This is a genomic window from Arthrobacter sp. Soil763, assembly GCF_001428365.1.
Lineage (GTDB): Bacteria > Actinomycetota > Actinomycetes > Actinomycetales > Micrococcaceae > Arthrobacter.
This window is the reverse complement of sequence record NZ_LMSH01000002.1, coordinates 1,009,961-1,028,524: the sequence shown is the minus strand read 5'-3', so window position 1 is coordinate 1,028,524 and position 18,564 is coordinate 1,009,961. Positions and strand designations below refer to the sequence as shown.

General features: G+C 66.7%; 19 protein-coding genes. All 19 read right to left on the bottom strand.

The window, feature by feature from the left end; all coding sequences use genetic code 11:
* Window positions 1-5 precede the first annotated feature (5 nt).
* Complete coding sequence (locus ASG71_RS08400) at window positions 6-437, bottom strand: DUF2550 domain-containing protein (protein ID WP_056738183.1); 432 nt, start codon at window positions 435-437, stop codon at window positions 6-8.
* Window positions 438-447: 10 nt separating this feature from the next.
* A complete protein-coding gene (locus ASG71_RS08395) occupies window positions 448-732 on the bottom strand; it encodes a F0F1 ATP synthase subunit epsilon (protein ID WP_056738182.1) in 285 nt (94 codons plus the stop codon).
* 1 nt (window position 733) lies between these two features.
* Window positions 734-2,188, bottom strand: a complete 1,455-nt coding sequence (gene atpD, locus ASG71_RS08390; RefSeq protein WP_056738181.1) for a F0F1 ATP synthase subunit beta — start codon at window positions 2,186-2,188, stop codon at window positions 734-736.
* A gap of 82 nt (window positions 2,189-2,270) precedes the next feature.
* Entirely contained in the window at window positions 2,271-3,164 is an 894-nt protein-coding gene (locus tag ASG71_RS08385; RefSeq protein ID WP_056738180.1) for a F0F1 ATP synthase subunit gamma, read from the bottom strand.
* A gap of 76 nt (window positions 3,165-3,240) precedes the next feature.
* Complete coding sequence (gene atpA / locus ASG71_RS08380; RefSeq protein WP_056738179.1) at window positions 3,241-4,878, bottom strand: F0F1 ATP synthase subunit alpha; 1,638 nt, start codon at window positions 4,876-4,878, stop codon at window positions 3,241-3,243.
* Between the two features lie 86 nt (window positions 4,879-4,964).
* Window positions 4,965-5,789, bottom strand: a complete 825-nt coding sequence (locus ASG71_RS08375; RefSeq protein WP_056738178.1) for a F0F1 ATP synthase subunit delta — start codon at window positions 5,787-5,789, stop codon at window positions 4,965-4,967.
* Entirely contained in the window at window positions 5,789-6,334 is a 546-nt protein-coding gene (locus tag ASG71_RS08370) for a F0F1 ATP synthase subunit B (protein WP_056738177.1), read from the bottom strand. Before ASG71_RS08370 ends, ASG71_RS08375 begins: the two co-directional genes overlap by 1 nt.
* Window positions 6,335-6,388: 54 nt before the next feature.
* Window positions 6,389-6,592, bottom strand: a complete 204-nt coding sequence (gene atpE, locus ASG71_RS08365; RefSeq protein ID WP_009356484.1) for an ATP synthase F0 subunit C — start codon at window positions 6,590-6,592, stop codon at window positions 6,389-6,391.
* Between the two features lie 77 nt (window positions 6,593-6,669).
* Window positions 6,670-7,470, bottom strand: a complete 801-nt coding sequence (gene atpB, locus ASG71_RS08360) for a F0F1 ATP synthase subunit A (RefSeq protein WP_056738176.1) — start codon at window positions 7,468-7,470, stop codon at window positions 6,670-6,672.
* 91 nt (window positions 7,471-7,561) lie between these two features.
* Window positions 7,562-7,903 carry a hypothetical protein gene (locus ASG71_RS16370; protein ID WP_082574966.1) on the bottom strand — a complete coding sequence of 114 codons (342 nt, stop codon included), beginning with the start codon at window positions 7,901-7,903 and terminating at the stop codon, window positions 7,562-7,564.
* A complete protein-coding gene (locus tag ASG71_RS08355) occupies window positions 7,896-8,381 on the bottom strand; it encodes a hypothetical protein (protein ID WP_056738175.1) in 486 nt (161 codons plus the stop codon). The genes ASG71_RS16370 and ASG71_RS08355 overlap by 8 nt, the downstream gene beginning before the upstream one ends.
* A 77-nt stretch (window positions 8,382-8,458) precedes the next feature.
* Complete coding sequence (locus ASG71_RS08350) at window positions 8,459-9,484, bottom strand: MraY family glycosyltransferase (RefSeq protein WP_056738174.1); 1,026 nt, start codon at window positions 9,482-9,484, stop codon at window positions 8,459-8,461.
* Entirely contained in the window at window positions 9,481-11,349 is a 1,869-nt protein-coding gene (locus tag ASG71_RS08345) for a polysaccharide biosynthesis protein (RefSeq protein WP_056738173.1), read from the bottom strand. The genes ASG71_RS08350 and ASG71_RS08345 overlap by 4 nt, the downstream gene beginning before the upstream one ends.
* Before the next feature lie 118 nt (window positions 11,350-11,467).
* Window positions 11,468-12,415 carry a glycosyltransferase gene (locus ASG71_RS08340; protein ID WP_056738172.1) on the bottom strand — a complete coding sequence of 316 codons (948 nt, stop codon included), beginning with the start codon at window positions 12,413-12,415 and terminating at the stop codon, window positions 11,468-11,470.
* Window positions 12,416-12,421: 6 nt separating this feature from the next.
* The gene (locus tag ASG71_RS08335; RefSeq protein ID WP_056738171.1) at window positions 12,422-13,330 is read right to left on the bottom strand and encodes a glycosyltransferase; all 909 of its coding nucleotides are present in this window, start codon (window positions 13,328-13,330) and stop codon (window positions 12,422-12,424) included.
* Window positions 13,331-13,332: 2 nt separating this feature from the next.
* Window positions 13,333-14,079 (bottom strand): L-threonylcarbamoyladenylate synthase, encoded by a 747-nt coding sequence (locus ASG71_RS08330; RefSeq protein ID WP_056738170.1) that lies wholly within the window; start codon window positions 14,077-14,079, stop codon window positions 13,333-13,335.
* Window positions 14,076-14,975: a peptide chain release factor N(5)-glutamine methyltransferase gene (gene prmC, locus ASG71_RS08325; protein WP_056738169.1), complete on the bottom strand. Its 900-nt coding sequence runs from the start codon at window positions 14,973-14,975 to the stop codon at window positions 14,076-14,078. The genes ASG71_RS08330 and prmC overlap by 4 nt, the downstream gene beginning before the upstream one ends.
* An 18-nt stretch (window positions 14,976-14,993) precedes the next feature.
* The gene (prfA, locus tag ASG71_RS08320; protein WP_056738168.1) at window positions 14,994-16,067 is read right to left on the bottom strand and encodes a peptide chain release factor 1; all 1,074 of its coding nucleotides are present in this window, start codon (window positions 16,065-16,067) and stop codon (window positions 14,994-14,996) included.
* Between the two features lie 229 nt (window positions 16,068-16,296).
* The gene (gene rho / locus ASG71_RS08315) at window positions 16,297-18,345 is read right to left on the bottom strand and encodes a transcription termination factor Rho (protein ID WP_056738167.1); all 2,049 of its coding nucleotides are present in this window, start codon (window positions 18,343-18,345) and stop codon (window positions 16,297-16,299) included.
* Between the last annotated feature and the right edge of the window lie 219 nt (window positions 18,346-18,564).

The following is an 18,564-nucleotide window of genomic DNA, read 5'->3' as shown; positions in this document are numbered from 1 at the left end:
CGGGATTAGCGCCAGGTGCCGACGCCGATGACCGGGCCGGCTTCCAGCCAGGAGGACAGGCCGGTGTACGCGTCGAAGCGCATGGCCAGCAGGACGTCCCGGCCTTCATAGCGCAGTTCGACAATCACGGTTTCGGGCTGGACCTTGACCAGTTCGGATTCGGTGGGTTCCCGGCGGCCGGTCAGTTCCAGCGCGCTGCGCCGGAAGGTGTGCTTGGGCCGCACGCTGAGCGAGGCCAGCCGGAACCACTCGAGGTCATTGTCCTGATAACGACAAACCCCCATCTGCCAGCTGTTTCCAGCCACGCAGATGGAGGCGTCCACTGTGCCCAGGGCGCGCCGCAAATTGAAGCGGCGCACCCCGGAGAGGCACAGTGCAAAAACCAGCAACGCAAAGACAGTTGCCAGGATGATGAACGGAAGACCAATAGCGTTCATCAAGGTAGGGCTAGCGGATCCCCGCAGTAGCTGAGTCGCCCAACTGGGCGTTGTCAGCAACAATGACGACCCGGTTGTTGTCGATGGAGAAGAACCCGCCGTCGACAACTACGGCAATACGGTCACCGGACACCGGCTCGATCGCGAGTTCACCTTCGGCCAGAATCGCCAGCAGGGGCGAGTGGCCGGGCAGGATTCCGATCTCACCATCGCTGGTGCGGGCCTTGACCATCTTGGCCGCTCCGGACCACACGAAGTGGTCCGCTGCGACAATCTCAACCTCAAGCTCAGCCATATTACTTGGTCTGTTCCTGGATCTTGGCCCACTGGCGCTCAACGTCATCCAGGCCGCCGACGTTGAAGAACGCCTGCTCTGCGATGTGGTCGAGGTCGCCGTCGCAGATAGCGGTGAAGCCTTCAACGGTGTCCTTGATGGACACGGTGGAGCCCTCGACGCCGGTGAACTGCTTGGCGGTGTAGGTGTTCTGCGACAGGAACTGCTGGATGCGGCGTGCACGCGACACGACGATCTTGTCCTCTTCGGAGAGTTCATCGACACCGAGGATGGCGATGATGTCCTGGAGTTCCTTGTTCTTCTGCAGGATCTGCTTGACGCGCACGGCCGTGTTGTAGTGGTCGTGGCCGATGTACTGCGGATCCAGGATGCGCGAGGTCGACGTCAGCGGGTCAACGGCCGGGTACAGACCACGGGAAGCGATTTCACGGGACAGTTCCGTGGTCGCGTCGAGGTGTGCGAAGGTCGTTGCCGGGGCCGGGTCGGTGTAGTCATCTGCGGGAACGTAGATGGCCTGCATCGAGGTGATGGAGTGGCCCTTGGTCGAGGTGATGCGCTCCTGCAGGAGGCCCATCTCGTCAGCCAGGTTGGGCTGGTAGCCCACGGCGGACGGCATGCGGCCGAGCAGGGTGGAAACCTCGGAACCGGCCTGGGTGAACCGGAAGATGTTGTCGATGAAGAGCAGCACGTCCTGGTTCTGCACATCGCGGAAGTACTCCGCCATGGTCAGCGCGGACAGGGCCACGCGCAGACGCGTTCCCGGCGGCTCATCCATCTGGCCGAACACAAGGGCGGTGTCCTTGAGGACGCCGGCCTCTTCCATTTCAACCCAGAGGTCGTTGCCCTCACGGGTACGCTCCCCCACACCGGCGAACACCGAGGTGCCGCCGAAGTTGCGGGCAACACGGGTGATCATTTCCTGGATCAGCACGGTCTTGCCGACGCCGGCGCCGCCGAACAGGCCGATCTTGCCGCCCTTGATGTACGGGGTGAGGAGGTCGATCACCTTGATGCCGGTCTCCAGCATCTCGGTGGAGCCTTCCAGCGTCGCGAAGGCGGGTGCCTTGCGGTGGATCGGCCAGCGTTCGCTGACCTGCAGCTCGGACTCGGCCACGTCCAGCGGCTGGCCCAGCACGTTGAAGATGTGGCCCTTGACGCCGTCGCCGACGGGGACGGAGATCGGGGCACCGGTGTCGACGACGGTGGTGCCGCGGACCAGGCCGTCGGTCGCCTGCAGGGAGATGGCGCGGATGAGGTTGTCGCCAAGGTGCAGCGCAACTTCGAAGGTGATGGTCTTGGTCTCACCGTTGAGAGTAATCTCCGTGGTGAGTGCGTTGTAAATCGAGGGGATTGCGTCAGCCGGGAATTCGACGTCGACAACCGGGCCAATAACACGTGCAATACGGCCGGTGGCACCGGACGTTGCGGCTACGTGTTCGGTAGCAGTGGCAGTCATCTCTCTCACTTCACTCAGTAGATGGCGTGGGCGGTTACGTTTGTTCTTTGGTGCAGGTACAGCTGGGTCCGCAACGGACCGGCTAGGACGCGCTCAAGGCGTCGGCGCCGGCCACGATTTCGGAAAGCTCCTGCGTAATCTCAGCCTGGCGGGCAGTGTTGCGCAGACGCGTGTACTTCTTGATGAGTTCCGTGGCGTTGTCGCCGGCGGATTTCATCGCCCGCTGGCGGGCGGCGAGCTCGGAAGCCGCTGCCTGGAGCATCGCGGCGAAGATCCGGGACTCGATGTAGCGCGGCAGCAGCGCATCGAGGACACGCTCCGCTTCCGGTTCGAACTCGTACAGCGGCAGCAGCTCCGACTCGGAGGCAGCCTGCTCTTCGACGACCTCGAGCGGGAGCAGGCGGACAACCGTCGGCTCCTGGGTCACCATCGACTTGAAGCGGGTGTACACGACGTGGATTTCGTCGACGCCGCCCTCTTCGTAGGCGGTGGCGAAGTCTTCCAGCAGTGCCTCGCCGATTTCGCGCGCCGTCTCGAACTGGGGTGCGTCCGTGTTGCCGGTCCACACACGCTCGTAGGGACGGTTCCGGAAGTCGAAGTAGGCCTGCGCCTTGCGGCCCACGACATACGTCTTGACTTCCTTGCCCTCCTCATGGAGCAGCTCGGTGATGCCTTCCGCCTGCTTGAGCACGGTCGCCGAGTAGGACCCTGCAAGGCCGCGGTCGGAGGTGATCACCAGCACGGCGGCCCGGCGGATCTGCTCCGGCTCGGTCACCAGCGGGTGGTCGATTTCGCGCTGGCTTGCGACAGCAGAAACGGCACGCGTGATCGCGTTTGCGTAAGGCAGTGAAGCCGCTACGCGGGCGCGGGCCTTGCCGATGCGCGAGGTAGCGATCAGTTCCATCGCCTTGAAGATCTTGCGCATCGACGTCGTCGAGCTGATCTTCTGGCGGTAGACCCGAATCTGGGCTCCCATACTTATCCTTTCCTAAGATCCCGGTGGCCGGGACTGCCGGAACCCGCGAAGGTCCCGGCAGTCCCTGCCATCGGAACTAGCGCTTCTGCTTGACGATTTTTTCCTGGTCGACCTGGTCCTCGTCGATCGGGGCGTACTCCTCGTGCCCCGCACCGACCAGGAGGCTGTCGCCCTCGCCGAAGAAGCCCTTCTTGAAGTCCACGATCGCGGTCTTCAGCGCCTCAGCGGTGTCGTCGTCCATCACGTTGGTCTGCGCCAGCGTGGTCAGGATCGAGGACTTGTGCTTGAGGTGCTCCAGGAACTCGGTCTCGAAGCGGCTGATGTCCTCAACCGGAACGTCGTCGAGGTAGCCGTTGGTGCCGGCCCAGATCGAAACAACCTGGTCCTCGACCGGGAACGGCGCGTACTGGCCCTGCTTGAGCAGTTCCATCAGGCGCGCACCGCGGGTCAGCTGCTGGCGGGATGCCGCATCCAGGTCGGAGGCGAACATCGCGAAGGCCTGCATGTCGCGGTACTGCGCCAGTTCCAGCTTCAACGTGCCGGAGACCTTCTTCATCGACTTCACCTGCGCGGCACCACCGACGCGGGACACGGAGACACCCACGTCGACGGCGGGACGCTGGTTGGCGTTGAAGAGGTCCGACTGCAGGAAGATCTGGCCGTCGGTGATGGAGATGACGTTGGTCGGGATGTAGGCGGACACGTCGTTCGCCTTGGTCTCGATCAGCGGCAGGCCCGTCATCGAGCCGGCACCGAGCTCGTCGGAGAGCTTGGCACAACGCTCCAGCAGGCGGGAGTGCAAGTAGAACACGTCGCCCGGGTAGGCTTCGCGGCCCGGCGGGCGGCGCAGCAGCAGCGACACGGCGCGGTAGGCTTCGGCCTGCTTGGACAGGTCATCGAACACGATCAGGACGTGCTTGCCGCCGTACATCCAGTGCTGGCCGATGGCCGAGCCGGCGTACGGTGCCAGGTACTTGAAGCCTGCCGGGTCGGATGCCGGGGACGCCACGATGGTGGTGTACTCCAGCGCGCCGTTGTCCTCAAGGGTCTGGCGCACGGCCGCGATCGTGGACGCCTTCTGGCCGATGGCGACGTAGATGCAGCGGACCTGCTTGTTCACATCGCCCGAAGCCCAGTTGGCCTTCTGGTTGATGATGGTGTCGATCGCGATGGCGGACTTGCCGGTCTGGCGGTCGCCGATGATCAGCTGGCGCTGCCCGCGGCCGATCGGGATCATCGCGTCGATGGCCTTGAGGCCGGTCTGCATCGGCTCGTGGACCGACTTGCGCTGGGTCACGCCGGGCGCCTGGAGTTCCAGGGCACGGGTGGTCTCGGCCTTGATCTCGCCGAGGTCGTCGATGGGCTGGCCCAGCGGGTCAACCACGCGGCCGAGGAAGGCGTCGCCGACCGGAACAGACAGAACCTGTCCGGTGCGGTGCACTTCCTGGCCTTCTTCGATGCCGTTGAAGTCACCGAGGATGATGACGCCGATCTCGCGGACGTCAAGGTTCTGGGCCAGGCCCAGCGTGCCGTCTTCGAAGCGAAGCAGCTCGTTCGCCATGACCGAGGGAAGGCCCTCAACACGGGCGATGCCGTCACCTGCGGTCGTTACACGGCCAACCTCTACGCGCTCAGCGTTTCCGGGTTCGTAGGACGCCGCGAACTCGTTCAACGCATTACGGACGTCGTCGGCGTTGATGGTCAATTCGGCCATCTGCAGTCCCTGCTCTCCTGTTTCGTGATCATCGTTGCTCACGATGACCGGGGTTTCTTGTCGTTAAGTTGTGCTTGTCCGGCAGCCTAGGCAAGCTGACGCTGCAGCTGGCCCAGCCGGGCGAGGACCGAAGCGTCCAGCACTTCGTCGCCCACCTGGATCCGGATACCGCCGATCAGCGCCGGATCAACGTTCATGTTGATCTTCAGCTCGCGGCCGTAGAGGGCGTTCAGGCCCGCCTGCAGGCGGTCGGCCTGGGCCGCCGTCAGCGGACGGGTGACACCGACCGTGGCGATCCAGCGCTGCTGGCGCTTCGCCGCAAGTTCGGCGAAGCGGCCGACGAGCCGGGTGACCTTGAGCCCGCGGGGCTGCGACACTGCCTGGTTGATCAGGACCTTCGCTTCCTCGCTGGCACCGGGAACGAGCTTGTCGGCGAGGGCGGCCTTGGCCGCCGGGCTCGCCTGCGGCTCGGACAGTGCACGCTGTACCTCGTGGCTGGAGCCCACGGCCTGGTTGAAGGAGAACAGGTCGTTCTCCAGCGCTTCCAGTCCGGTGATCCCTGAGGCAGAGACGGCCGACTTGTTTTCAGCAACGGCAATTACCACCGAAGCGGCAAGAGTCTCGAGTGCATCGCCGATGTCACGGGCAGATGCCCAGCGCGAGCTGGCCAGTCCCGCCGCGATTTCCACAGCGTCGGCGGAAACTTTCCCACCGAAGAGCTGCTTCATCAGCGCCGACTTTTCGTCACCGTTGCGGGAGGGGTCGGTCAGTGCCCGGCGCAAGCCGGCCGAGCTGTCAACCGTTCCCAGGATCCCGAAGAGTTCCTTTGCCAACTGCAGCGAGGCGTTGGGAAGCTTGGCTTCCAACGCGGCCAGTGCCGCCGTCAGCGATTCGCTCGATACACCTGCCATTACTTAGCTGCACCTGCGTTCTGGTTCTCCAGATCTGCCAGGAAGCGGTCAACCACACGGGCAGCCCGCGCGTCGTCGCTCAGCGATTCGCCGACAATGCGGCTCGCCAGCGTGGTCGCCAGCGTGCCGACCTCCGAACGGAGGGACACGACGGCGGCCTGGCGCTCGGATTCGATCTGCGCGTGGGCCTGGGCGGTGATGCGTGCCGACTCTGCGGCCGCCTTCTCCTTCAGGTCCGCGAGGATCTGGGCGCCTTCGGCCCGGGCTTCCTCGCGGATGCGGTTGGCCTCGGTGCGGGCATCGGTGAGCTGCTGCTTGTACTCTTCGAGGGCGGCGGACGCCTCGGCCTGGGCCTGCTCGGCCTTGGCAATGCCGCCTTCGATGGCCTCGGCACGCTCAGCGAAGGTCTTCTCGAACATCGGGACCACAAGCTTGATCACGATGCCCATGAGGACAGCAAAGCTGATGATGACAACGAGCATTTCCCAGACATTGGGGACCAGAGGGTTAGCCTCTGTGGCGGCTGAGACAATCAGCTGCTTCATAATTCCCGTCCTTATCTACTAGGTTCTGGATGTTCGCTTGTTCTGAAGCTCAGACTAGAGAACGAAAGCGAAGACCAGGCCCAGGATGGCGAGGGCTTCAGTCAGCGCGAGGCCAAGGAATGCGATCGGCTGCAGGACGCGCTGGGCCTCCGGCTGGCGTGCCACACCGTTGATGTAAGCGGCGAACACGAGACCAACACCGATACCACCGCCGATTGCGGACAGACCGTAACCTACGAGGTTGAGATTGCCTTCCATTTTTTTCCTTTCAAGATGCCACCGTTGTGGCAGGTTGTTTGGTTTGCTACATCCCCGCGGGGGGAAGATTTGGGAGCCTAGTGGCTGTCCGCGTGCAGAGCGCCTTCGATGTAGATGGCGGTCAGCAGGGTAAAGACGTAAGCCTGCAGTGCCATGATCAGCGCTTCAAGCATGTACATGGCGATCGCACCGACCAGCACGAGCACGGAGGTGCCCTTCAGGAGCACGCTCTCCTGCATGACCAGGTATTCAATACCCGATCCGGCGATCATGACGATGAGGTGGCCGGCCAGCATGGTGGCGAACAGACGGAGGCTGTGCGTGACCGGGCGGACCAGGAAGTTGGAGATGATCTCGATCGGGATGACGATCGGAAGGATGTAGACCGGAACGCCGCTCGGCACGGTGGCCAGCTTGAAGTAGCGCAGGCCGTTCTTCTTGATGCCGATCGCGATCCAGGTGACGTAGACGATGCCGGCGAGCACGTAGGCGCCGCCGACGTGCGAGAAGCTCGGGAGCTGGATCAGCGGGATGGCGCCGTAGATGTTGTTCACGAGGATGAAGAAGAACAGGCTGAACAGCAGCGGGACGTACTTCATGAAGTCTTTGCCGCCGATGATGTCCTTGGCGATGCCGTTGCGGACGAAGCCGTAGGCGGCCTCACCAGCGAACTGCAGCTTGCCGGGAACCAGCTGCTGCTTCCGCGCAGCGAGCACAAAGAAGGTGGCAATAATGACGACCGAGAGGATCACCAGCAGCATCTGCTTGGAGAATCCTTCGGCCTCGCCCCAGGGCAGGATAGCCGGCAGGTGCATTTCTTCGATTCCAGGGGGCGTGAAAGTTCCTGAATCTTGGGCCGGGAGCGCAAGCGCGATCAACGCGTTTCCTCTCTGCAGTGTCCATCATTGGGCGTCGGTCGGGGACCGGCGACAAGTACGTCGGCCTGTCCCCCTGTGAAATTATTTGGCATTACTGTTCCTCGTCCTGGGACGGGCCACCTGCAGGATTGTCTCCGCCAGTCGATGTTCCGTTACTGGTGAGGCCGTGCATATGAGAAAGATAGAACCCGCCCGCAGCTCCAAGCAGGGCGCCTGCGAGCACAATCCAGCGGGTTCCCCACAGATTATCCAGACCCCACCCTATCAAACTCCAGACGATGATTCCGCCAACGATGTAGCTGAAGACGGCGATCCCGGCGTTGTATCCGCCGTCCTCACCGCCGCTCGATACACCGGGTGCGCCGTCGCTGGTTTTGGGGGTGCGGGCGGACTTTTTGGGCGTGTTCCCGCGTCCGTTGTCGCGGCTAGGCATGGGTGCCGCCTCCGGGGGTCTCGGGGTCGTTGTAGATCTGCAGCCGCGCCTTGGCGAAGCCGTACAGTTCGGCAGCCTGCCAGAGCACCACGGACACGACGGCTCCGATCAGGAACCACCGGCCCGAGAGCCAGGCCGGGGCGCCGATGGCGAACAGCACCACCGCGAACCCCACGACCTTGATGAAGTAGGTGGCCACGAAGAGCCCGATCGCGCCGGAGGAATGGTTCCGGCCGCCGAAGTGCCCGACGAGGAGGCTGATGGCGAAGAACGCCATTACGAGGGCCCCGCCGAAGAGGGCCGAGAAGGCGGCCGCCCCGCTGTCGAGCAGCCCGGCCGCGAGGCAGGCCAGCGCCAGTCCCGCGCCGGCGGCTGCGGAGCTGAGGGCCAGCAGCCTCAGCCACAGCGACGTGGTGGGGCCGGAGCCGCCAACGGATCCGCTGCCGGAGCGGTGTCCGGAGTCGGCGCTGGAGGTCATGGGAACCCGATCGTCGAGGATGGCCAGGGGGACGCGGCGACAGGCCGCCCCTGAATTCTACACGAGATAGAACACGCTTAGGCCACCGGGATCCTCGTGACCTTGGTGCGCCGCCGGAAGCGGCGGATCAGGTCAGGGGATGCCAGGTACAGGCCGAGCACCAGCAGGCTGCCGGCCACGCAGAGCGCGACGACCGGCAAGGTGGCCGTCGCCGCGGTGAAGCCGAGGACAATGACTGCGGCGGTACACACCGTGACGGCCGCGGCCGACTGCAGGTGCGAGAACCCGACGTCGGTAAGCCGCTGGTAGACGTGCTCGCGGTGCGAGGCGTACCACCGCTCCCCCGCCTTGATCCGGCGCAGCAGCGTGTAGCCGGTGTCCGCCGCATAGACCAGGATCGGCGAGAGGACGTATTCAACGTAGACCCCGCCCAGGAAGCCCGCGACGGCCAGGGCCGCAATCGAGGCACCCAGCAGGTAGCTGCCTACGTCGCCGAGGAAGACGGAGCCACGGCCCAGGTTCCAGGGCAGGAAGCCTAGGAAGGCCATCGCCAGCACGGCACCGCCGGCGGTCAGCCAGGGCTGCCCGGACAGGGATCCGGCCACGGCATAGGCCGCGCCGGCCGTCACGCCGTGGAGTCCGGAAATGCCGTTGACGCCGTCCATGAAGTTGGCGATGTTGACGTAGGCGGCGATGGCGACCGCGCCCAGCGGCAGCCACCAGAAGGATTGCCCCGTGAGCACGATCAGCGCCGCAGTCCCGGCGGCGCCGATGCCCAGCTGGGCGGCGGCGCGCCCGCGGATGGACATCCCGCGCAGGTCCTCCACCCAGCCGACCGCGGCGCAGGCGGCGATGACGGCGAGCACCACGGCGAACACCGAGCGGTCCACGGTGACCAGGCCCGTGAGCACCGCGGCCAGGTACCCGATCAGGGTGGCCAGGGCGGCGGCGAGTCCCATTCCTCGGATGGTGGCCTTGCGGTGCGAGGAGCGGGCCGAGGGGATGTCCACGACACCCAGCCGGACCAGCCACGGCTTCACCGCAAACGGCAGCAGCAGGCTCGCCAGCAGGGTGGTCACGGCCACCAGCACCAGGGGCGTCACAGCGCCACCCGGAGCGCGGCCGCTTCGTCCGCCTCGTCGTCGGGGATTTCAGCGATGTTGGCGCCTTGTTCGGCCTCGCAGCGGGCCAGCCAGACGTTGAGGTCCAGCTTCTCCGGGTCCTGCTGGTTGGCTTTGGTGTGCGAGATCTTCGGGTGCAGGGGCCGCTGGTCCAGCTCGCCGGTGCCCACGAGTTCCTCGTGCAGCTTCTCCCCCGGACGCAGGCCGGTGTAGATGATCTCGATGTCCTTCCCGGACATGGCGATCATCCGCTGGGCGACGTCCAGGATCTTCACGGGCTCACCCATGTCCAGGATCATCACGTCGCCGCCGGCGCCGATGGCTCCGGCCTGGATCACCAGCTGGCAGGCCTCGGGAATGGTCATGAAGAAACGGGTGACCTCGGGGTCGGTGACCGTGACCGGGCCGCCCACCCGGATCTGCTCGGTGAACAGCGGCAGCATCGAGCCGCGGCTGCCCATGACGTTGCCGAAGCGGACGGAGACATAGGTGTCCCCGGTCTGGCCGGCCATCCAGGCGGTCAGCTTTTCCGCGACACGCTTGGAGTGGCCCAGGGCCGTAGTGGGGTTGGCCGCCTTGTCGGTGGAAATATTCACGAAGTGCGAGACACCGGCAATCCGGGCGGCACGGAGCACATTCAGGGTGCCGCAGACGTTGGTCTTCCACGCCTCCACGGGGTACTGCTGCAGCAGCGGCGCGTGCTTCAGGGCGGCCGCGTGGAAGACCACCTCGGGCTTCCGGTCCGCGAAGATCTCCTGCAGGGCCTCGCCGTCGCGGATGTTGGCCAGCACGGTGTCGCGCCCGGCCAGCAGGCCGCGGCCGGTGATGGAGATCTGGGTCTGCTGCAGCCCGGTTTCGTCGTGGTCGAGCATGATCAGTTCGGCCGGGTTGTACTGCACGATCTGGCGGCACAGTTCCGAGCCGATGGACCCGCCGGCGCCGGTCACCAGCACCCGCTTGCCCTTGATGTACCCGGCAATCTCGTCGACCTTGATGTCCACCGGCCGGCGGCCGATCAGGTCCTCGACCGCGACGTCGCGGAAGTCCGAGAAGCCCTCGGGCGCCCCGCCCCCCAGCATGTCCCGCAGCGGCGGGAGCACCAGCACGCGGATGTTCAGTCCCGCCACGGCGTCGGAGATGCGGCGCACGACGGCGGCCTCGACGTTGGCGAAGGCCAGCACCAGGACCCTCGCCCGGGTCCGGCGGATGACGGCGGGAAGATCCTCGCCCTTGCCCATGACCTGGACGCCGGAGAGCCGGAGGTGTTTCTTGGCCGGGTCGTCGTCGATCAGGCCGACCGGGAAGTACGGGGAGTCCTGATCCTGCAGCATGCGGGTGAGCAGCGAGTTGCCCAGGAAGCCGGCGCCGTAGATCAGGGTGTTCTGCGCCTCGTCGCCGGGCCGGGTCCGGCTTTCGACGTAGAGCCGCTTGGCGTAGCGGGCCGCACCCATGAAGAGGCAGGCGAACGGGAAGGCGATCAGGCCGACACTGCGCCCGATGTTAATGGCGCCGTAGAGCACCAGCAGGGTCCCGGTGATGGAGGCCGCCACAATCACGGTGACAAAGACCAGCGCCCGCGCCTCCTGGAAGCTGCCGAAGGGGTACCGCCCCCGGTAGAGGGCCAGGGCGTAGCCGGCCAGGATCTGGACCACAACGGCGATCGCGGCGATGAAGAAGGCGCCGAGGAACTGCTCGGCGCGGATGCCCATCTCGTAGCGGAGGAGCAGCGCCAGGACGATCGCCACGATCCAGGACATGGAGTCCAGGAACAGCTGGATCCAGATCCAGAGGGCGGGCTTCTCCTCCCGTGCTGCGCCGGATGCGCGCGCTTCAGATTTCGTAGTCAACAGAGATTGCAACCGACTTCCACTACCACGGCGGCCAGGCGCCTGTTTCAAAAAATATCCCCGCCGCACAACCGTCGGACAGTGGCGGGGCCTAAAACGATACTAATCTCTTTCGCTTTCAGCGCCGGGGTTTGACGTCCACGGCCGGCATCGGCTGCCAGCTGCGGTCCCCCAGGATGGCACGCGATTCCCGCCAGCCCCGCCAGAGCTGGCCGGTGCCCTTGAGGGTGCGTTCGACGGCGGCGAGCCGGAAAAGTTCCTTCAGGAACGTCAGGGCGGTACCGGCGCCGAAACCAACGCGGTGGTACTTGCCGTGGGCCCGGAGGTACTGCGCAACGTGCCCGCGGTTGCGCATCACGTAGCGGCGGCTGAGGTCCGACGAGTCGTTGAGGTGGCGCACGATCAGGTCCACCTGCCGCTGCTCGCGGACCTTTTTGATCACGAAGGCGTTGACATAGACAACCGGTGTCTGCTGCGCAGCCAGCCAGCCGTAGATTAGGTCGTCCCAGGTGATGAAGAACCGCGGGTCCGGCAGGCCGATGCTGCGGGCCACGGAGGCCTTGATCAGCATGCCTTCGAAGTTGCCCACATTGGTCCGGAACACGTCCGAGTGCCGGAAGACGTCGCGGGAGACCGGCAGGAACACGCCGAGGGCCTCGACGAAGTGGTGCTGCCAGAAGAAGGGCTTGCCGTTGGCATCGTAGCGGCGGCCGATCAGGCAGGAGTACTCCGGGGTGAATTTCGCCAGCGCGTCCACTGCCCCGGGAAGCACTTCGACGTCGTCGTCCATCAGCCACAGCCATTCGGCGCCCGCGGCCAGGGCGACCTCCACGCCGCGGGAGAAACCCCCGGCGCCGCCGACGTTCTCCGGCAGCCGCTCGTACTGGATCGGCGTTCCGCCCGCGGCGGCGGCCCGGGTGACGACGTCGGCGGTGTCGTCCGTGCTGGCGTTGTCCACCACGATGATCCGCGCCGGGCGGGTGCCGAGCCGGTCGAAGGAGTCCAGCAGGTTTTGCAGGAAGCCGGCCCGGTTGTAGGTGACAACGACGGCGTACAGGTTTTCCACGGCGGCCTAGCTGTTGGTGGACATCAGCCGCGCCGGCGAGCCGAAGCCCTTGCCGCGGAAGCCGGTGGAGTAGGCGTTGAACCAGTGGGCCAGGCCCTTGAGGTCGCCGGCCTTCAGGAAGTAGTACGGGAAGCCGACGATGTCCGCCCCGAACCAGCGCAGGTTCCGGTACTTCCGGGTCAGGTAGCCCCGGTTGCGGAAGTAGCAGTAGCGTTTGAAGTCGCCCTCCGGGATCACCGGAGTGATGAAGCCGCCAAAGACGGGTTTCATCTCGGTCCAGGTGGCGGGGTGCTGCACGGCGACGGTGGCCAGGGTGCCGTATTTCAGGCCGGCCTTCTTGACCCGGGAGAGGAAGTCGACTTCGTCGCCGCGGATGAAGAACTTCACGTCGGGGATGCCGATTTTGTAGAAGACCTCGGTGCGGATCAGGGCGCCGTTGAAGAAATGCACCATGTCCGGCAGGTAGCCCATCGGCGCCAGCCGGGAGCGGTCGTTGGTCAGCAGCCCGTTGATCCTGAAGTTGAACGAGAGCCGGTTGGGGTCCGCCGTGGCGGCGACGAGCGGGCTGACGATGTCCAGCCCGTGCTCCTCCGCGGCCGCCAGCAGCGCGGCCAGGCAGTCCGCGTCCTCCGGGTGGCCGTCGTCGTCCATCAGCCAGATCCACTCGGCGCCGCTGGCCATGGCCGCCAGGATGGCGTAGGCGAAGCCGCCCGCTCCCCCGAGGTTCGCCTCGGAGCGCAGGTAGTTGATGTTCGTTCCCCCGGCGGCCACGACGTCGGTGGCCGGCTCGGTGCCGGAGTCCACGAGCGCGATGGAGTGGATGGGGGCGGTCTGCGCGGCGAGGCCCTTCAGGAGCAGGCCAAGCTCTTCGTGGCGGTCGAAGGTGACGGCGGCGACGGCGACTTTCGGCTGCATCTTCAGTTCCTCGGGGAGTCTTCGACGGAAGGTGCCTCCGCGGCGGGCGCGGGGGCTTCTGCTGCGGGCTCGGGGGCTTCCGCGGGCTCCTCGCCCAGGCCCAGCACGTCCGGGACGACGCCGCGCAGGCGTTCGAGGCTGATAGCGCCCTGGCGCACGACCCGCAGCGGCACTGCGGTGGCGTCGACGATCGTGGACGGCTCGGAGCCCTCCCCCTCGGCCGGGCGGTGGCCGCCCTCGAGGTAGACCTCGACGGACTCCGCCAGCTGCACCTCGGCGTCGGCGGCGGTCTGCGCGGCAGCCTGGCCGGTGCGGTTGGCGGAGGACACCGCCAGCGGACCGGTGAGGGTGAGCAGATCCTGCGCGATGTCGTCGGCCGGGATGCGCAGGGCGACCGTACCCTGGGTCTCGCCGAGGTCCCAGTCGAGCGAGGGCTGGGCGTGCAGGATGAGGGTCAGGCCGCCGGGCCAGAAGGCCTCGGCCAGCCGGCGGGCTTCGGCCGGGACGTCGGTGGCGAGTCCGTCGAGGGCGTTCAGCCGCGGGATCAGCACCGGCGGGGGCATTTTCCGGCTGCGCCCCTTGGCCGCGAGCAGGAGCGTCACGGCCTGCGGCGAGAACGCGTCCGCGCCGATCCCGTAGACGGTGTCGGTCGGAAGGACCACGCACTGGTGGGCCCGGATGGCCCGCTGGGCGTGTTCAAGTCCTGCGGCGCGCTGGTCCGCGTCCGCGCAATCGTAGCTAGTCGTCACTGGCCTATCCTTTCATTGCTGCCGGCCTCCGGCTTACGGACGGCGCTCGTGGCGCGTTCCCGGCCGTTGAGGTCCAGGTGGGTGGCAACCCCGGTCCAGAGGCCGGAGCGTTCCAGCATCGCCGCGACCCAGCCGGCCTGCACCTCGGCGTGCTCCATGACAAAGTAGCCGCCGGGAACCAGCAGCCGGGCCGCGGAAGCCGCGGCCGCCGTCGGGAGCTCCATGCCGTCCGCTCCCCCGCCGTAGAGCGCTTCGGGCGGATCGTGCAGCGCCACCTCGGGTTCGTTGGGCACGGCTTCGGCGGGGATGTACGGCGGGTTGGACACGACGACGTCGAAGCTGCCGTCCTGGTCGGCCAGCGCGGTCCGCAGGTCGCCGCGGACCAGCCGGACGCCCAGTGGCAGCAGGTTCTTCGCCGCCCAGGCGTGCGCGAATTCGCTGTACTCGACGGCGTGGACCTCGGCGTCCGGGACCTCGTGGGCGATCGACCCGGCGATGGCTCCCGAGCCGGTGCCCAGGTCCGCGACCCTGGGTCCGCGCCCGGTGCGCGGCAGGTCCCGCAGGTGGTCGATCACCAGCTGTACGACGGATTCGGTCTCCGGCCGCGGGATGAACACCCCGGGGCCGACGGCGAGTTCGAGGTAGCGGAAGTGCGCCACGCCGGTGATGTGTTGCAGCGGGATCCGCCGGGCGCGCTCGGCCACGAGCTCGGCATAGCCCGCCGGCGCCGGCGTGTCGCCGAGGACCAGGGCACGGAGGCGGCCGGTTCCGACGCCGAGCAAGTGCCCGGCGAGGAGTTCGGCGTCGATCCTGGGGCTGGGTACGCCCGCGGCGGCGAGCACTTCCGTGGCCTCGCGGACGGCGTCGGACAGGCTCAGGCCGGTCTCAGGTGTCATCAACGCGCAGGGTCCGTACTAGTCGCCGATGGCGTCGAGGCGGGCCTGTTCGTCCATCTCGATGGCGGACTGGATCACCGGCTCCAGGTCGCCGTTCATGACCTGGTCAAGGTTGTAGGCCTTGTAGCCCGTCCGGTGGTCGGCGATCCGGTTTTCCGGGTAGTTGTAGGTGCGGATGCGCTCGGAGCGGTCCATGGTGCGGATCTGCGACTTGCGCTGGGCCGAGTTCTCGGCGTCGATCTGCTCCTGCTGGTGCGCCAGGATCCGGGCACGCAGCACGCGCATGCCGGCCTCACGGTTCTGCAGCTGCGACTTCTCGTTCTGCATCGCCACCACGATGCCGGTGGGAAGGTGCGTGATGCGCACGGCCGAGTCGGTGGTGTTGACCGACTGCCCGCCCGGACCGGACGAGCGGTAGACGTCGATCTTGAGGTCGTTCTGGTTGATTTCCAGTTCCTCGGGCTCGTCCACCTCGGGAAGCACCAGCACGCCGGCGGCCGAGGTGTGGATGCGGCCCTGGGACTCGGTCACCGGGACGCGCTGGACCCGGTGGACGCCGCCTTCGAACTTGAGCCGGGCGTAGACGCCCTCCGCAGGATCGTTGGAGTTGCCCTTGACGGCAACCTGGACGTCCTTGTAGCCGCCCAGGTCCGACTCGGTGGCGGAGATGATCTCGGTCTTCCAGCCGCGGGATTCCGCGTAGCGGGTGTACATGCGCAGCAGGTCGCCGGCGAACAGGGCTGCCTCGTCGCCGCCTTCGCCGCCCTTGACCTCAAGGATCACGTTGCGGGCGTCGTCCGGGTCGCGCGGGATGAGCAGCCGGCGCAGCTTGGCCGCCGACGTCTCCAGCGCGGCCTCCAGCTCGGGCACCTCTGCAGCGAACTCCGGGTCCTCGGCCGCCATTTCCTTCGCGGCCGCCAGGTCGTCGCGGATGCCCTCCCAGCGGTGGTAGGCCTCCACGATGCCATTCAACTGGGCCGAGCGCCGCCCCAGCTTCCGGGCCAGCTTCTGGTCAGCATAAACAGCAGGATCCCCAAGCTGCGCCTGAATAGCAGCATGCTCATCCAACAGCCCCTGTACGGACTCAAACATTTCAAAACCTCTTTCGACTTCTACAAGTCTAGTAACGCGACGACAAAGGTGGGAAAACAGCGAAGCCGTTCGGTTTTTGCCGCCCCGGGAGTGGCATCGGGCCTGCCGGAGCCGGGTGGCTTGCGATCGTAGATCGAAAGCCACCCGGCGGAGGGGCGGGGGCGGCAAAAACCGAACGGCGAAGGGCGGAGCCCGCACAAATATGCGACGGCCCCGCCCCTCAACTCAGCTACTTGTCGTTATCGGACTTCGCACCAAGCGTCGTCTTCTGCACCTGCATGAGGAACTCGACGTTGCTCTGGGTCTCCCGGATCTTGTTGGTCAGCAGCTCAAGGCTCTGCTGCGTTTCGAGGCCCGAGAGGACCCGGCGCAGCTTCCACATGATCTTGACTTCCTCGGGCGAAAGCAGGTTCTCTTCGCGGCGGGTGCCGGACGCGTTGACGTCCACGGCCGGGAAGATGCGCTTGTCCGCCAGCTGGCGGGACAGGCGCAGTTCCATGTTGCCGGTGCCCTTGAACTCTTCGAAGATGACCTCGTCCATCTTGGAGCCGGTCTCGACGAGAGCGGTGGCCAGGATGGTGAGCGAGCCGCCGTTTTCGATGTTGCGGGCTGCACCGAAGAAGCGCTTCGGCGGGTACAGTGCGGCGGAGTCGACGCCACCGGACAGGATGCGGCCGGAAGCCGGTGCCGCCAGGTTGTAGGCGCGGCCCAAGCGGGTCATCGAGTCCAGCAGCACCACGACGTCCATGCCCATTTCCACGAGGCGCTTGGCACGCTCGATGGAGAGTTCGGCCACGGTGGTGTGGTCGTCGGCCGGACGGTCGAAGGTGGAGGCGATGACCTCACCCTTGACGGTGCGCTGCATGTCCGTGACTTCTTCGGGGCGTTCGTCAACGAGCACCATCATGAGGTGGACCTCAGGATTGTTGGTGGTGATGGCGTTGGCGATCGACTGCAGGATGAGCGTCTTGCCGGCCTTCGGCGGCGAGACGATCAAGCCGCGCTGGCCCTTGCCGATCGGGGCGACCAGGTCGATGACACGGGGCCCGATCTTCTTCGGGTCGGTCTCGAGGCGCAGGCGCTCGGAGGGGTACAGCGGAACGAGCTTCGCGAACTCGACGCGGTCCTTGAGCTCCTCGGGAGTCTTGCCGTTGACCGAGGTGACGCGGACCAGGGCGTTGAACTTCTGGCGGGTCGACTGCTGGCTGCGGTCCTCGCCCTCGCGGGGAGCGCGGATAGCGCCGACGACGGCGTCGCCCTTGCGCAGGTTGTACTTCTTGACCTGGGCCAGGGAGACGTAGACGTCGTTCGGGCCCGGCAGGTAGCCGGAGGTGCGGATGAAGGCGTAGTTCTCCAGGACGTCCAGGATGCCGGCGACCGGCAGCAGGACGTCGTCCTCGGTGACCTCGACGTCGTCAACGTCCGGTCCCTGGGAGCGGCCGCGGCGGCGTTCGTTGCGGTCGCGGAACCGGTCGTTGCGCGCGTTGTCGCGGTTGTCCTGGCCGCCGGAGCGGTCGTTCCGGTCACGACGGTTGCGGCGGTTGCGACGGCTGCCGCCCTCGTTGTCGTCATTGTCGCGGTTATCGCGGTTGTCGCGGGCGTCCTCACGGCCGCCGCGGCCACGGCCGGATTCGCGGCGCTGGCCGTCCTCGCGGCGCTGGCCCTCGTCGGTGCCCTGCTCCGCCTGGCGCGGCTCTGCCTGGCGCTCCTGGCGCTGCTCGGCGGGGGCCTCGGCGGTTTCGGTGCCCTGGGCGACGGCTTCGCCGCGGCGGCGGTTGCGGGTCCGCGGCTGGCGGGTCCGGTCGCTGCCTTCGGTGGCGGCTTCGGCCGGGGCCTGCTCGGCGGGAGCGGCGGCAGCCTCAGCCGGGGCGGCAGGCGCCTCGGCGGCCGGGGTGCTGACGACGCCGTCGCTGCCGGCGCGGCGGCTGCGGCCACGGCGGGCGCGCGGGTTTTCCTGGCCTTCGGCCGGGGCCGCGGCGGGTGCGGCTTCGGTAGCCGGAGCCGGAGCGGCGGCCTGGGCCACGGTGCCGTTATCGCTGGCCTTGTCGGCGCGCGACGGGGCCTTGCTGACCGGGGTGCCGGCGCGGTGGGCGGAGATGGCGGACACCAGGTCGCCCTTGCGCATCCGGGAACCCCCGGAAATCCCCAGCTGGCTGGCCAGGGCCTGGAGCTGGGCGAGCTTCAGGCCGGCGAGGCCGCTGCTCTTGGCGGGCGCTGCCGTATCGGCAGCAGAAGATGATGTTTCCACAGCTGGAGACAGCTCAGTGGTTTCGGTCACGAAGGATCCTTCCCCCTCGACGGCACCCAGGCTAGGAGCTGGGCGCGGTGATTTGATCTGGGCTGCAGTTCAGATCTGCAGCCGGGATTTCGGCCACGCCGGTTGGATTTCGGCCGGCACGGCCGGTTACTGCTACACCGCAACGCGCCCCGCTAATGGGGGGACGGCCGGCTGACGGTTCAGGGGTACAGAGGAACTCTGCAGATTCCTGCGTCAGAC